Here is a 13,335-nt window from a genome sequence, read left to right on the forward strand (position 1 = left end):
GCCGCTTGAGCTCCTCGACGTGTGCCTTGCGCTCTTTGGCAAGCAAGGCCTGAAGCTCCTCCACTGTGGTGGGAATATTCTCTTTCTTCATCAGCTCCTGTATTGAGGACAAGTCGGGATTGCCATACTCCCGACAAAAATTGAGGAATGTGGTATAGGGCACACCGCAACTTAACGCAAAGCTGCGGGCATCCATACCGCTCGTGATGTACTTACTTAATAACAGAATTTTCTCCGTTTCATTGTACTTTACCATGTTTTTTTACTTTTTTTTGTTTGAGGTAAAGTATCAACTTATTTAGTACACTACAAACGCTTGATATGTGTTCACTATTTTCTCGATAAATACGCGAGATTAACGTGTTATCCGAAGCAGATTTGGCCATAATGAAAAAGGAGGTGAAACAGCCATTGCGGTTGGTTTCACCTCCTTTTGGTATGTAAATGTTATGTTTTAGCCCTTTTTCTTGCGTGTAAGCGATTTATATTGGCTTAGCCTAAAGATGGGCGTGAAGCATCGTTATAGGCGCATAGAACGAATTAAAACGCATTGTTATGCAGTTTGTGATGGTGCATGTTGTATCGGCATGTGGTAGCCAACCTATTTTTATCATGCCACGTTGCAAGGGCAATAGGCCATAAAAGCTATCTATCCGCCTAGAACTGGAAGTAGATAAAGGGTTGTATGGCACTACTTTTTACCTGTATAACGATGTAGATAACGATGACGAGAAATAGTGCGCACACCGCTACATTACAGCGTTTGATACCTGCAATGATGCCTTCTTGCCAACGATTGGGTATGTAATGGGTAATAAAGCCGAAAAGCATTAGGGCCAATACATACTTGTAACCCTGCAAAACAGGAATAAACAGGTCGGGGCGGAAGTCTGTGAAGATGCGGCTAAGCATCATCTTGCTAGTATCGAACGACAAGTTGCGGAAGAATAACCATGTGAAGCACACGAAATGGAACGTGATGAAGATGGCAAATGGACGGCGAATGCCTCGGCTAACATAGTCGCGCTTATGTCGAAGCAGTCCTTGCGAGAACACCTTATGCACAGCCAATGCAACGCCGTGCATGCCTCCCCAGATGATGAAGTTGAGGCTTGCACCATGCCAAAGACCACCAAGCAGCATGGTGATGATAAGGTTGAAGAACTGACGAATCTTGCCTTTGCGGTTGCCACCCAATGAAATATAGATGTAATCGCGTATCCAGGTTGACAGGGAGATGTGCCAACGTCGCCAAAAGTCGCTGATGTTGGTGGCGGCGTAGGGTGCGTTGAAGTTCAAGGGGAAGTGGAAACCCAATAGCAAGGCTATACCAATGGCCATGTCTGAATAGCCAGAGAAGTCGCAGTATATCTGCATGGCGTAGCCGTAGATGCCTAAGAGGTTTTCCAAACCACTGTAAAGGCCTGGGTTATCGAAAATGCGGTCTACGAAGTTGAGGCTTATATAATCGCTAATTACGGCCTTCTTGAACAGTCCGATAAGGATAAAGAAGAGCCCGCGAGCAAACATGTCGCGCGTGATGGTTAGCGGTTGGCGTATCTGCGGTGCAAAGTCGCTGGCCCGAACAATAGGACCGGCCACCAATTGAGGGAAGAACGACACGTAAAAGGCATAGTCGAGCAGTGAGGGTAGGGGTTTTAGATGACCCCGATACACGTCGATGGTGTAGCTAAGGCTTTGGAACGTGAAGAAACTAATGCCCACTGGCAGGAATATATCCCATGGTTGGAAGTTGTGTTCTAACATACGCTGCACCATTCCAACGAAGAAATTGGTGTACTTAAAATAGCCCAGCAAGCCCAAGTCGATGATGATGCTCAATGTAACGAAGAACTTTCCCAGCCCCCGACGCTCGCGATAGCGGTGTATGAGGTTGGCTAAGAGGAAGTCGCTCACGGTTACAAGGGCGAGCAAAAAGAAGTATAGGCCGCTACTTTTGTAGTAGAAGTAATACGAGAAGGCCGTTACGAAGAGCAACCGAACTGTTAGCCGGCGTTGCAGACACATGTAGACGAAGGTGAACCCCAAGAAAAGCATGAGGAAAAGACCCGTCGAAAAGATGAGTGGCTCATTGGGATTGTAAGTCAGGAGGTCGGTAACACGGTGTATCTCTGCGGCGTGTTGCTTGGTGAATTCGCCTATTTGGTCGGCAACGTACGACACTTTTTCAACGAATTCGGACAGTTGTTTAATCATTTCTTTTCAATTGCTTTGCGTCTAACATAGTTTTTGTACCCCTCTTTAAACGAAGGGAACATCTTCCTGGCTAGTTCTTTTCCACCCTTGTAGTTAAGGTGGGTGTAGTCTTTATTGGCATAACTGCGTTCAACCAGTGTCTTAACGCTGCCTTCTCCACCCATAGCTTCGAAGAAATTGAGGAAAGCCACCTTCATATCGGCTGCCATTTGCTGTTGCAGAGCTACGAGTTGCTTCACCTCTTTCATAGTTTGTATACCGTTGGGAGAACGTTGGTCGCGGTCGGGAACACTCACCACCAGTATCGAAGCTTGTGGGAAGGTCTGTCGCATCAGTTCTATCACCTTCTTCATTTTCGTGGTGTAGCCTTTCATTACACTGAGTGGATTGCCAGGAACAGCGACATTGAGGCCGAAATGCAGCACAATGAGGTCGTAGGGACGCAGTCTACTGAAGTCTTGTAGTCGGTGTGTGGGTATCTTGGCCAATGTTAGTCCGGGTGAACCACGCATTGAGAAGTTGTCGAGCGTTACGCCTTTGTCGCCGTCGAGGGTAAGTCCGTAGAGGAATGTACCAGCCCCTACGCCCTTGAAAGCAAAGCCAATGCTGTTGAGCGAGTCTTTCACTTCAAGCTTCTGCACGGCCGTAGAGCCCGTAAACTTATGGTCGGTGATTTTGCCTTTACCGTCGTTGGTCTTGATGCTAACGGTTGTGGGCGTGTGGAAATACAGCGTAGAGACGGTCCAATTTTGTGTATGGGCGTAGGTTTTGGTGCCACTCACCTTTATCCACGAACCTTCGCGCGGTGCAAAATAGCGTTCGTTGATGCCTTGCTTTGAAATATCGAACGGCTTTTTGGCTACTGCGTACTCGGTAATGCCACTATATTGTTGCCTAATGGATATGCGGTTCTGCTGCATTCGCGAACCCGTGTCGACCCATCCTACACCACATCCGCCCCAAGTTCTTTGAAACAGCTCGCGAAGGTCGGCTGTAAGGATGTCGCCTTCTATGTACGAGTCGCCGAAATAAGCGATACGTACGGGGCGATCGAGTTGATTAACCTGGGCTAGTTGACTGTAAAAGTGATCCATTCCGCCAGCTGCGCCACTCGAATAGTCGAAGATTGGTTCAACGCCCTTTGTCCACACCTCCTTAAAATGTAATGCGGCACCCTTCTTGGTTTGTACCATGATGGGGTGGGGTGGGGTCTTTGGCAGCACGTCAACTTCTTTTCCGTCGCCCTCGGGCAACACTTGGCTCAGTATGTTCACGTTGCGCAGTTGTGTTCCGCCTATCGAAAGCGTTGGCAATTGGTGCATAAGCAAGAGCGCGGTCACAGCTGTGGCCACGAGAGTGAATGTTCTTGCGGGTGGGTTCATCTGTTTAAACTGTTGTTGTTAGGTGTCCTTTTAGGGAGGTTCTAAAAATTCCTTCTATGTTTTTTTATCTTATTTGAGTAGGTTTTACTTACTTCTTTAAGGGGTATAGCGTGCACTATACCGCTAAATGGGTAAGCGAAAACTACTCAAATAAAACTAGAAAGACATAGCAAAACTCCTCTCTAATGTCGCATTATAGGGGTAGCTTGGAGCTTTTAGCATGTGCTTTTAGAAGAACTTTGTTTCTTCGCCGTTTATTTCGCTTAGCAGCAGGTTGGCCAATCTACTTGTACCAAGGCGTAGCCACTTGTTGGTGAGCCACTTTTCGCCCAACACCTCTTTCACGATGGTGTAGTAGATGATGGCGTCCATCACGGTGTTGATGCCACCGGCGGGCTTAAATCCAATCTGTATGCCAGTCTTTTCGTAATACTCTTTGATGGCTTGGCACATCACGTAGGCCGCTTCGGGCGTGGCCGATATTTTCTCTTTACCTGTTGAAGTCTTGATGTAGTCGGCCCCAGCATACATGGCTAGCAGAGAGGCTTTCTTGATGTTGGATGCCGTTTTGAGGTCGCCCGTTTCGAGAATAACCTTCATGGCCTTGTCGCCACACACTTGTTTCAGTTCGGCAATGTCGTCGCACAGTTCTTCGTAGTTGCCCGAAAGGAACTTGCCCACAGGCATAACGATGTCTATTTCTGTTGCTCCGTCGCGCAATGCCAGTGCCGTTTCGGCCACTTTCACTTCGATAACGGCTTGCGATGAGGGGAAACTACCCGACACGCAGGTTACTTCTACGCCTTCCACTTCTAGCGTTTCGCTGGCCACTTCGGCAAAGCAGGGATATACGCACACGGCTGCCACGTGGGGCAACTGTGGATAAGCGCTATCGAAACGGTTAACGCGGTCTACGAAAGCCATCACGCTGGTGTCCGAGTCGGTTGTGCTCAGCGTGGTTAGTTCGATGCTTCCGAAGAGGAATTTTTTCACTTCGGGCGTGTCGTTGGCTAGTGTTTTCTCGGCGATAATGGTCTTAACTGCCTGCTGAACCTGTGCATCGTCTAGTTCGGTGTTGTATTGTTGCAGCATTTTTTCGTACTTAGTCACCTCATCATGATGATGATGGTGCTCGTGTTGGTGATGATGTTCATCCATATTGCTTATTATTTCAGTTTTTCGTTGTTTATGTGTCGGGTCTTGTCGCGACTTGTTTTTTTCTCGAAATTTCGTCTTAGCTCTTCTTCGAGATCAATTCCCGTTTGGTTGGCAAGGCAAAGAAGCACCCATAAAACATCAGCCATCTCGTCGCCCAGATTGGGTGTCTCGCCTTGTTTGAAGCTTTGGTCGCCGTAGGTACGTGCCATTTGGCGCGCCAGTTCGCCCACTTCTTCGGTGAGAATAGCCATGTTTGTTAGTTCGGAGAAATAGCGCACGCCGTATGTTTTTACCCATTGGTCCACCAGCTTTTGCGCCCCGCTTAGTGTCAGCGGTTCGCGTTGAGATGCGTTATTGTTGTCTTTTTGCTCTTGCATATGATGTGTGTGAGGTTCGCGCGTGGCTTAGCGCGGTAGTCGTTTCTGTCTGATGGCCGTCTTGTTGCTTATTTTCTTGGGCAAAAATTATTTGTCTTTGCTGTCAATCACGATGGTAACGGGGCCGTCGTTAACAAGTTCCACCTGCATGTCGGCACCGAAAACACCCGTGGCAACAGGTTTTTCGAGGGCCTCGGACAGACGTTTGCAGAACCGTTCGTAAAGCGGAACAGACACGTCGGGGCTTGCCGCGTGTATGTAAGATGGGCGATTGCCTTTCTTGCACGAAGCCATCAGGGTGAACTGACTTACCACAAGGATGCTGCCTGCTACGTCTTTTACGGAGAGATTCATAACTCCCTCGCTGTCATCAAAGATGCGCAGGTTCACGGTTTTTTTCACCAGCCAGTCTATATCGGCATCGGTGTCGTCGTATCCCACGCCCAACAGCAGCATCATTCCTTTTTCAATGGCGCTTTCTACACGTCCTTCGATGCTCACCGAGGCGCGCTTTACGCGTTGGATAACTATCCGCATTGTTCGTTGTTTTATTTGGAGTAGTGCAAAATTAGCCAAAATCGAGCAAACGACAAAATAAATTAGCCTGAGTTAGATATAGGATAAGGCTTTCAAAGTAGATAAAAACAACTTTGCAAAATGGTTATCTTGACTTCCCAAGTTGGGGTTTGCACTTTCCCGAGAGTTTATTTCTCGTATCGGGTAAAAACAAATCCCTCCCTTTTTGTTATCTTCTCTACAACAAGTTTGTAAGGGAGATAACGAAAAGGGAGGGATTAAAATATAGGGTTATCTTAGTTGTTGGGATATATCTCTTCTTCCTCTTCTTCGTAGAAGTATCCGCCTTTTGCATCGCCCGAATTTTCGGGTACGGATTTAGAAGTAATAACAAATTGGGCGATATTATCGTCTGTTATCATGTTGATAACCTTGATGTTGGGCGTAGTGTATCTTTGCTTTGCCTCCATGTTGATAGCTGACATATTTTTACTTCTTAATAAACTTCTTACCATTCATAATGTAAATACCTCGTGTTGGTTGGTCTATGCGGCGGCCCTGCAAGTCGTAGATAATGTTGGCTTTATCTTTGGTGGGCTGAGAGGTGTGAGTTTCTCGAATACCTGTTGTATAGTCTTTCTTTGCTGCTTCAAAGTCGAAGAAGAAAGGTTTGGCTGGAGCGCTGAAAGATGTTGGGAGTCGTAGACCTGCGCGGTGGGCTTTTACCTTCATCGACTCGCCTTTACGTGTGCCTTGATGATAAAAACCTTGTCCCAAACTACCGTTACTGAAGATATAATATTTGTATCCAGCTCCGCTGAACTCTCTCTCTGTGGCACTGCCCACTAGTAAATTGCCTGTGACGTCTACTTCTATACCTGACACATGAGCCCGATAGGTGATAGTCTTTCCCTTTTCATTAGCGTTTTCGAGGATAAAAGCAGTTTGCTTAGGTAAGATTTTCCCAGGGCCAAATACTTCTACAACAGCCTTGGGATAAGTTTCTGTTCCGCGTTGCGAACCTTTAATGATATACGCCGTGCAGCCTGCTGGTACTTCGAAGTTCTCGTTTTCTAGGTAAAGACTTGTATAACCATTTGTGCCTATTGTGATACGTTCTAAGTATGGGATAGTGTTTCCTCTCATATCTGCCACCCATTTTGGATCAGATTTGTATGCAGTAGAACAATCAGTTGGGATGTAAATAGAGAACTTGGATAAATCCTGATTAAAAACTGTCCAATAAGATTCTAAGATGCCGGGTGTGGGTGAAAGAAATTCTAACTCTTCCAAACTGTTTAACCCTTGAAATACAAGGCCATCATAATGGGTTACACTCGCTGGTATGGTAAGCTTCTTTACATTTGCCAATCTCAGGAATGGTTGCCAATCAAAACGCTTTAATGTATTGGGAAAGATTAGCTCTGTCAGTTTAGGAATCTCATTTGTATTAAATGCATGTCCAATGCCTACAACCGTGTATTCTTTATCGTGGTCCTTGGTGTTTTTTACTTTGGCTGGAATAACTAATTTGGTAAGATTGTTATACGCATTATACGAATCATTTTGTCCTAAGGTGACTTCTCTGTTAGCTTCATCTGTTATTTTGTAATACAAAGTTTCCCCATCATCGTTTATCGCGGTGAAATCATAATTGCTTGATTGTGCTTTAGCCAATAGTTGTGCAAAAACACAAAAGATTAATAGTAAAATCTTCTTCATATCATCTTGTTTATATTTGTGGATTTGACTTAATAATAGTTGCTTTTACGTTTCTTTTATTCGTTTACAGGGCAACCGGGCGTGTATGGCGTTCTGTATAGTTATGTTTTAAGGTACTGGCGCTATACCCATATTCAAAACAGAATGTCTATTCTGTGTTTTTATAAAAATTACGCGTTTGTAATAATATTTTGCAAAGTTCGCAAATATTTTCGGATTATGCAAATATTTTTAACGTGATTTCGCTGTTTTTTGTGTAAAGAATGATGTAAGTCTAATGTTTCTTTTTGGTTATAACCCCCATACTATCAGAGAAAGGTCTTTTATTTAGCTTTCTGTTTAATATGCTTCTAATCGACTATTGCTTTTCCATTTAAACGTGAACCAGGGCTAATATCTTTCTTTTTTGATTTGGGTTAGTATGTAGATAGCGCTGAAGTTTCACACTCCAGATGGTAGTTAGTACATCAACCCTTGCCATAATATTGGCTGTTGAGAGTTGCTTTTAATCACGAAATGGCGTAAAATTTACGAACTCTATAAAGTATTTGCTTTCCACAATCCTTCACCTGCTAATATCATTGGGAGTTGTTATGGTGTTAAGTTGTTTGTTATTTTATTGTCACCTAGATGCGACTTCAGGCACAAGTGCTGTTCAATGTTGCGCTTTCTCCATATTTAATAACCTCCTTGAAGACCTTTAGGATGTGTTTATTTTGTTTGTGTTGAGGCTAAGCGGTATGTCGACGTTATTGCGCACCTTATTTATTTAAGCTTTCTCATAGCCCCATTAATGCCATTTGCAACATCTTTCTCAACACACTCGCTTAGTACATGTTGTTTTCACGTGAAACGTTTTTACATTTTCATTCTTCCTTCATTTTCTTCCCCAGCTTTTTAGCCTTTTCTATCTTGTTCTCCATATACCGCCTTACTGTGTCTTCTACATAGTTAAGATATCGGTTAAGCACTTCTTGGCTCTTCTCGACTGGTTGTGAAAGCGATACGAAAAGAATGCCATCTATGCGCGCTTTGGGTGTGAAATAGAAAAATTGGGTTGAGTCGTTGTTGTTGCCTAACACTCGCATCGTAAACACATCTGTGCAGTTTAGGCGCGCCATGGGAAAGTAGGCAATGTTATGCCCCATGCTTTGCAAGGTGTGTTCTATACTGCCTTTGGGTGCGGTTACAAGTTGTGCAGCGCCAATATTCTTGTCGGTTATGGAGTTAAGTGTCTTCCCCGAGTAGGTGCAGAGGGCTATAGCCTGATAGTTGTCTTTATATTTCGACTTCATGCGATGGCCCATACTGTAATTGTTAAGCTCCTTCATGTCGCTTGCTACAAGGTAATTGAGATGTAAGAAGTGGCCATATATGGTTGCTTTTGCGTTCTTACTGGCGAGAAGTTCTATCAGCTTGGTGGCTGTTTTTGCCATCGTTTCATCCCTATTTGTAAGTCGTTCGTAGGTTTCAGTGTTTTCGTGGTTTAGTTTTAGGCAAAATTCCAGTATTTGTCGCTCGTCGGCGGTGAGCCATTTACCCACTGCACCGTCTGCTTTCGTCAGTTGTAGGGTATCTTCTTTCAGCGTCTCCCAGTTCAGTAGACGCTTAACTATCGAGTCTGTTTCGGGTGTTTCTCTATTTAGGCAGAGAGTTTTCACAAACTCGGAGAGATCTACGCTACTAGCAACGTCTAAGCTCTCCATATCCATGCCCCACAAAGATACGCGGTTGTTGTGCGTGGAGTTGTAGGCTCGAAGCCATTTGATGAAGTCTATCGTGTGCTCCGACGACAGACTGCCTTCCATATAACGCTCGATGTCTTTGAGGTTAAAGCGAGGGTCGTTCTTAACATATCGGTTTACATAGAACGAATATTCTAGGGGATACTCGTGCAGAACTAGATCGCAACCTTGCTTGATGATGCGCTCTTTGATGATGTCGAACGCCAAGCGGCCCAACGTTTTGCTGCCATGAACGGTTTCACCGATGGCCATGATGCGACTGTTCATGCTGGGTATCTTGCTAAAATCTACGCCATTAAGTGGTATCACATCGCTTTTTCTCAGAGGTGTATTGTCCTTTTTGGGTGCTGTTTCGTTCTTTAATAGTACTCCATTAGCCTCCAATTTAAAGACGCTAACGCGTATATTGTTAAATGCAAGTTCGCTGCCAATACCCTCTATAAAAACGTTAAGCAAAAGCGCATCTTTTATTTTTACTTTTTTGCTTACTTCTTTCCATGCTTCTGATAGAGGAAGTTCGATGGTGTCGCTCTTTATAATTTGTTCGCAATCGCCGATGCTGTTTAGGGTTATGTATGCCCTTTGGCAGTTCAACGTTTTATATTTGATGCTGGCTGTTATTTCTGTATTACCGTTATTCAATTGATATACAGGTATTAATGTTCCTATTTTCCCTTTTTCTTCATCTCTCACCCATAATGTTGCCGAGGGGGTATTTTCTGTTGAGTCTACTTCTACTCTTTGGAAATAATCCGTTGTGTGCATGTTCCACCGATACCCAAATGTTTTGTTTTGGGCGTTAGCTTCTTCTTCGCCTAAAAATATACAAAGTATAGTGATCAGTGTTGCGTATATTTTCATTCTCATGCCTCTAAAATATGTAATTGTCGTTATGCTTTTGCATTGTCTTTTGTAAACTCTCTATGTTGGGCTTTTTGCTATGTGGTTCCTATGAATTCACCCTCGCTCTCCAATCATCGATTGCTGTTCGGGTTGGCGACGACAAAATATCCCTTAACTTAATTAACGCTCCTCGCCTCTTTGTATTGTAGTTGTTTGCTTTTTTTAGTCCTTTCCTCCCTTCTTGCTGAACTCAGCTGCTTCTTTTTCATCCTGTAGCACTGTATCTTATCATTTTTCAGCCTGTTGCTTCTTGCTCTTTTGTCTTAGCTTAATCAATTCCTTAATTCATTCTACTTATCTGGAATCATGTTACTTCTTATCCGGAACAGTGTTCCATATCATCTGGAACGCGCTTCCAGATGATGTGGAATGGATGTACATCTTAGCAAATACCACTGCCGTTGTTGCTAAACGCATCTGCATTACTTAGCTTCTTGTTTCTCAATGTCTATTTTCTTGTTCAGTAATTTTCTAGTCGTGTTGTTAATGAGAGCAAGGGTGAGGGATACGTTAATCGATAAAAATGCTTGCAGTTTAATTTTTGGTATCATGTGTTGATTGTTTTGGTGTACTCAAACTGAATTTTGTTTGATTTTATTTTCAGAACTCAATATCCGTATTTCAGTGTTGTTGGTTTTTGCTCAACTTTCTTTTTTCAGCTCTCTATCGACTCTTGTCTATCTTCATTTCATAATTATCATCACCAATCCGTTTGTAAACAGAATTTCACAAATAGTTTTCTTGCGATAACATCTGTTAACCTGGAGAATCGCTTATTTGCCATCGCCTGCCCATTTGGTGGGGAAAATCGCCGTATTTTGTTAGTTTATAAGTGCTTGATTATTAATAAGATGCGTTTTAATATACATTTATTATTTTCTCTAATGCGCTCATTTTATCATCTTTTACTATGGTTTTTATGTCAAAAGTTCATCTTTTGGTGTACCGTTTTTGGGCGGATGACATTCAAAAAAACGACTCGAGGTGTTGGGTTGATGTTTTATGAGTTCTGTTTAATCATTATTTTGTGTTTGTTAACATTACGTTAGAGCTGAATAATGTTAGCTCAATGCTACCTTCTTTTTTATCTACCGATCTGCTTTCACCTAAATCGTATGTGCTACAATCTTGCTGTCTTAAGCTCTATCTTTAATATGTTATTGTTTGTAACATATTGATTTACAGCTATATATGCGAACTTTGCTGGTGTGCTTTATGTCTTGTTGGTATGCGATGGAACTTTTCTAGCCACCATTCAGATATAAAATAGACCATCTTAATTAGATGATAGCCAGAGAATTACGAAAATATTGGATGGTGCGCACTCGTTAGATGTACTTTTAGATTCTGTATATGCTGGAATTCGTTGCAGGCTTAGGCGGTTTGTTAGTTAGCAACAGCTGCCATTTATACCTTGATGTGGTTGTGTTATGTTGCTGCTGATGGCTTTTGTTCGTGCCAATGGTTGAACACGATTTGTGCCTTTGCGTTGCCTATATGCGCTGCAAGTACATCGAGTGAGGCCTCTTTTATCTGCTTCACCGACTTCAATTCTTTCAACAAAGTGGCTTTAGTTTTGGGCCCAATACCTTTGATATCGTCCAGTTCGGAATGCAAGGCGTGCTTGCTGCGCTTGTCTCTGTGGAAGCTGATGGCATAGCGATGCACCTCATCTTGTATGCGCGTGAGCACGTGGAATAGCTCGCTTTTTACGTCTAAACCAACTACCTGTGGTGGCCAACCATAGAGCAGTTCGTTGGTTCGGTGTCTGTCGTCTTTGGCTAAGCCTGTAATGGGTATGTCGAGGTGTAGTTCGCCTACCACAACATCACGTACAACGCTCATTTGTCCCTTACCTCCATCGGTGATAATAAGGTCGGGTAGGGTAGTTCCTTCTTCAATCATGCGAGTGTAACGACGCCTTACAACCTCTTGCATAGAGGCATAATCGTCAGGGCCTTCTACCGTTTTGATGTTGTATTTACGATAATCCTTCTTGCTTGGTTTCATCGCTTTGAACACCACACATCCTGCAACGGCGTCTGTTCCTGATATGTTAGAGTTGTCAAAACACTCTATTTGGTAGGGCATACGTGGCATTTGTAGCTTCGTTTGCAGTTCCTTCATCAGTCTGACGGACTTTTGTTCGGGGTTTAGCTTTTCACTTTGCTTCAGTCTGTCGAACTTATATTGCTTGCCATTCATCTCAGAAAGCTCCAGCAAACGGCGTTTATCACCCCTTCGTGGAACGATAAACACAGCCTCGCGCATGGTCCATTCCATCTCGAAAGGCACGATAATTTCCTTCGCTTTGCTGTCAAATCGCTCGCGTATTTCGGGTATGGCCGATGCTAGAATGTCTTGGTTGGTCTCATCTAGTTTCCTTTTGTACTCGAAAGTGAAGCTTTGGTTAACCGTTCCGTTCTTTACATGGAGGTAATTGATGAATGCCGTGCGGTTAAATTCATCGTCTGTGATGGTAAATACATCAACATCGGCGATGCTAAAACTAACAACTTCGCTCTTGGCACAGTAGTTATCGAGCAGAATATATCGCTTTTTTAAGGCCTCTGCCTCTTCAAATTTCAGCTCTTCAGCCTTCTTTAGCATCTCATCGTATAGCATCTTACGCACCTCGCGTGTGTTTCCTTTTAGTATTTCACGTGCTTGACGGATGTTCTCTTGATAGTCTTCCCAAGATTGTTTGCCTACGCATGGCGCATCGCAGTTGTGTATGTGGTATTCTAGACAGGTTTTATACTTGCCCATCTCTATGCCCTCGCGTGTGATTGGGAAGCGACAAGTGCGCGGTTTGTATATTTTGCCAATCAATTCGAGTAGTGCCACCATCGTAGGAACATGACTATAAGGTCCATAATAGGTGCCAAGTCGTTTGTTGATGGTACGTGTTTTGAATATGCGGGGGTACAGTTCGTTGGTCACACAAATGCTAGGGTAGGTCTTACCATCTTTTAATAGCACGTTATAACGTGGATTATACTTCTTGATAAGACTGTTTTCGAGCAGCAGGGCATCCTCTTCCGTGTTGACAACAGTATACGATATGTCGAAGATTTTGCTAACCAAAACCTTCGTTTTAAATCTATCTACCTCCTTATGGAAGTAAGAAGAGACTCTACTTTTTAAGCTCTTGGCCTTGCCCACATATATAATTGTGTGCTGTTCATCGTAGAACTGATAGCTGCCAGGTTTCTCTGGCAGGCTCAGTACGATGCTTTTCAAGTGCGCCAGGCGTTTTTCGTTTTCTTCTTTTGTCATCGTTCGAAATCCCTTTGTTTAAAGGTGTTTACGTGT

10 protein-coding genes are annotated in these 13,335 nt (G+C 43.7%); all 10 read right to left on the reverse strand.

Features of this window, described 5'->3' with window-relative positions; genetic code table 11:
- Window positions 1-256: hypothetical protein (locus F453_RS14000; RefSeq protein WP_018966558.1), on the reverse strand; the 256-nt coding region annotated here is incomplete at its 3' end.
- 401 nt (window positions 257-657) lie between these two features.
- Entirely contained in the window at window positions 658-2,217 is a 1,560-nt protein-coding gene (locus F453_RS0102365) for an MBOAT family O-acyltransferase (RefSeq protein ID WP_018966559.1), read from the reverse strand.
- On the reverse strand, window positions 2,214-3,599 hold the full coding sequence (locus F453_RS0102370) for a GDSL-type esterase/lipase family protein (protein WP_018966560.1): 1,386 nt from the start codon (window positions 3,597-3,599) through the stop codon (window positions 2,214-2,216). Before F453_RS0102370 ends, F453_RS0102365 begins: the two co-directional genes overlap by 4 nt.
- A 228-nt stretch (window positions 3,600-3,827) precedes the next feature.
- Complete coding sequence (gene deoC / locus F453_RS0102375) at window positions 3,828-4,757, reverse strand: deoxyribose-phosphate aldolase (RefSeq protein ID WP_018966561.1); 930 nt, start codon at window positions 4,755-4,757, stop codon at window positions 3,828-3,830.
- Between the two features lie 8 nt (window positions 4,758-4,765).
- On the reverse strand, window positions 4,766-5,089 hold the full coding sequence (locus F453_RS0102380; RefSeq protein ID WP_025790001.1) for a nucleotide pyrophosphohydrolase: 324 nt from the start codon (window positions 5,087-5,089) through the stop codon (window positions 4,766-4,768).
- A gap of 132 nt (window positions 5,090-5,221) precedes the next feature.
- On the reverse strand, window positions 5,222-5,671 hold the full coding sequence (dtd, locus tag F453_RS0102385) for a D-aminoacyl-tRNA deacylase (protein WP_018966563.1): 450 nt from the start codon (window positions 5,669-5,671) through the stop codon (window positions 5,222-5,224).
- Between the two features lie 275 nt (window positions 5,672-5,946).
- Window positions 5,947-6,135, reverse strand: coding sequence for a hypothetical protein (locus tag F453_RS15600; protein WP_148295817.1), 189 nt, complete (start codon window positions 6,133-6,135; stop codon window positions 5,947-5,949).
- A 4-nt stretch (window positions 6,136-6,139) separates the two neighbouring features.
- Window positions 6,140-7,372, reverse strand: coding sequence for a hypothetical protein (locus F453_RS0102395; protein WP_018966565.1), 1,233 nt, complete (start codon window positions 7,370-7,372; stop codon window positions 6,140-6,142).
- An 866-nt stretch (window positions 7,373-8,238) separates the two neighbouring features.
- Window positions 8,239-9,978 carry an erythromycin esterase family protein gene (locus F453_RS0102400; RefSeq protein WP_018966566.1) on the reverse strand — a complete coding sequence of 580 codons (1,740 nt, stop codon included), beginning with the start codon at window positions 9,976-9,978 and terminating at the stop codon, window positions 8,239-8,241.
- Window positions 9,979-11,448: 1,470 nt separating this feature from the next.
- Window positions 11,449-13,299 (reverse strand): excinuclease ABC subunit UvrC, encoded by a 1,851-nt coding sequence (uvrC, locus tag F453_RS0102410; protein WP_018966568.1) that lies wholly within the window; start codon window positions 13,297-13,299, stop codon window positions 11,449-11,451.
- Window positions 13,300-13,335 lie beyond the last annotated feature (36 nt).

Origin of the sequence: Hoylesella loescheii DSM 19665 = JCM 12249 = ATCC 15930 (genome assembly GCF_000378085.1) — a bacterium.
Taxonomy (GTDB): domain Bacteria; phylum Bacteroidota; class Bacteroidia; order Bacteroidales; family Bacteroidaceae; genus Prevotella; species Prevotella loescheii.

Excerpts from the sequence above, each read along its gene's own strand:
- F453_RS0102365 (WP_018966559.1), bottom strand. The coding sequence starts at position 2,217 with ATGATTAAACAACTGTCCGAATTCGTTGAAAAAGTGTCGTACGTTGCC.
- F453_RS0102370 (WP_018966560.1), bottom strand. The coding sequence starts at position 3,599 with ATGAACCCACCCGCAAGAACATTCACTCTCGTGGCCACAGCTGTGACC.
- deoC (WP_018966561.1), bottom strand. The coding sequence starts at position 4,757 with ATGGATGAACATCATCACCAACACGAGCACCATCATCATCATGATGAG.
- dtd (WP_018966563.1), bottom strand. The coding sequence starts at position 5,671 with ATGCGGATAGTTATCCAACGCGTAAAGCGCGCCTCGGTGAGCATCGAA.
- F453_RS15600 (WP_148295817.1), bottom strand. The coding sequence starts at position 6,135 with ATGTCAGCTATCAACATGGAGGCAAAGCAAAGATACACTACGCCCAAC.
- F453_RS0102395 (WP_018966565.1), bottom strand. The coding sequence starts at position 7,372 with ATGAAGAAGATTTTACTATTAATCTTTTGTGTTTTTGCACAACTATTG.
- F453_RS0102400 (WP_018966566.1), bottom strand. The coding sequence starts at position 9,978 with ATGAAAATATACGCAACACTGATCACTATACTTTGTATATTTTTAGGC.
- uvrC (WP_018966568.1), bottom strand. The coding sequence starts at position 13,299 with ATGACAAAAGAAGAAAACGAAAAACGCCTGGCGCACTTGAAAAGCATC.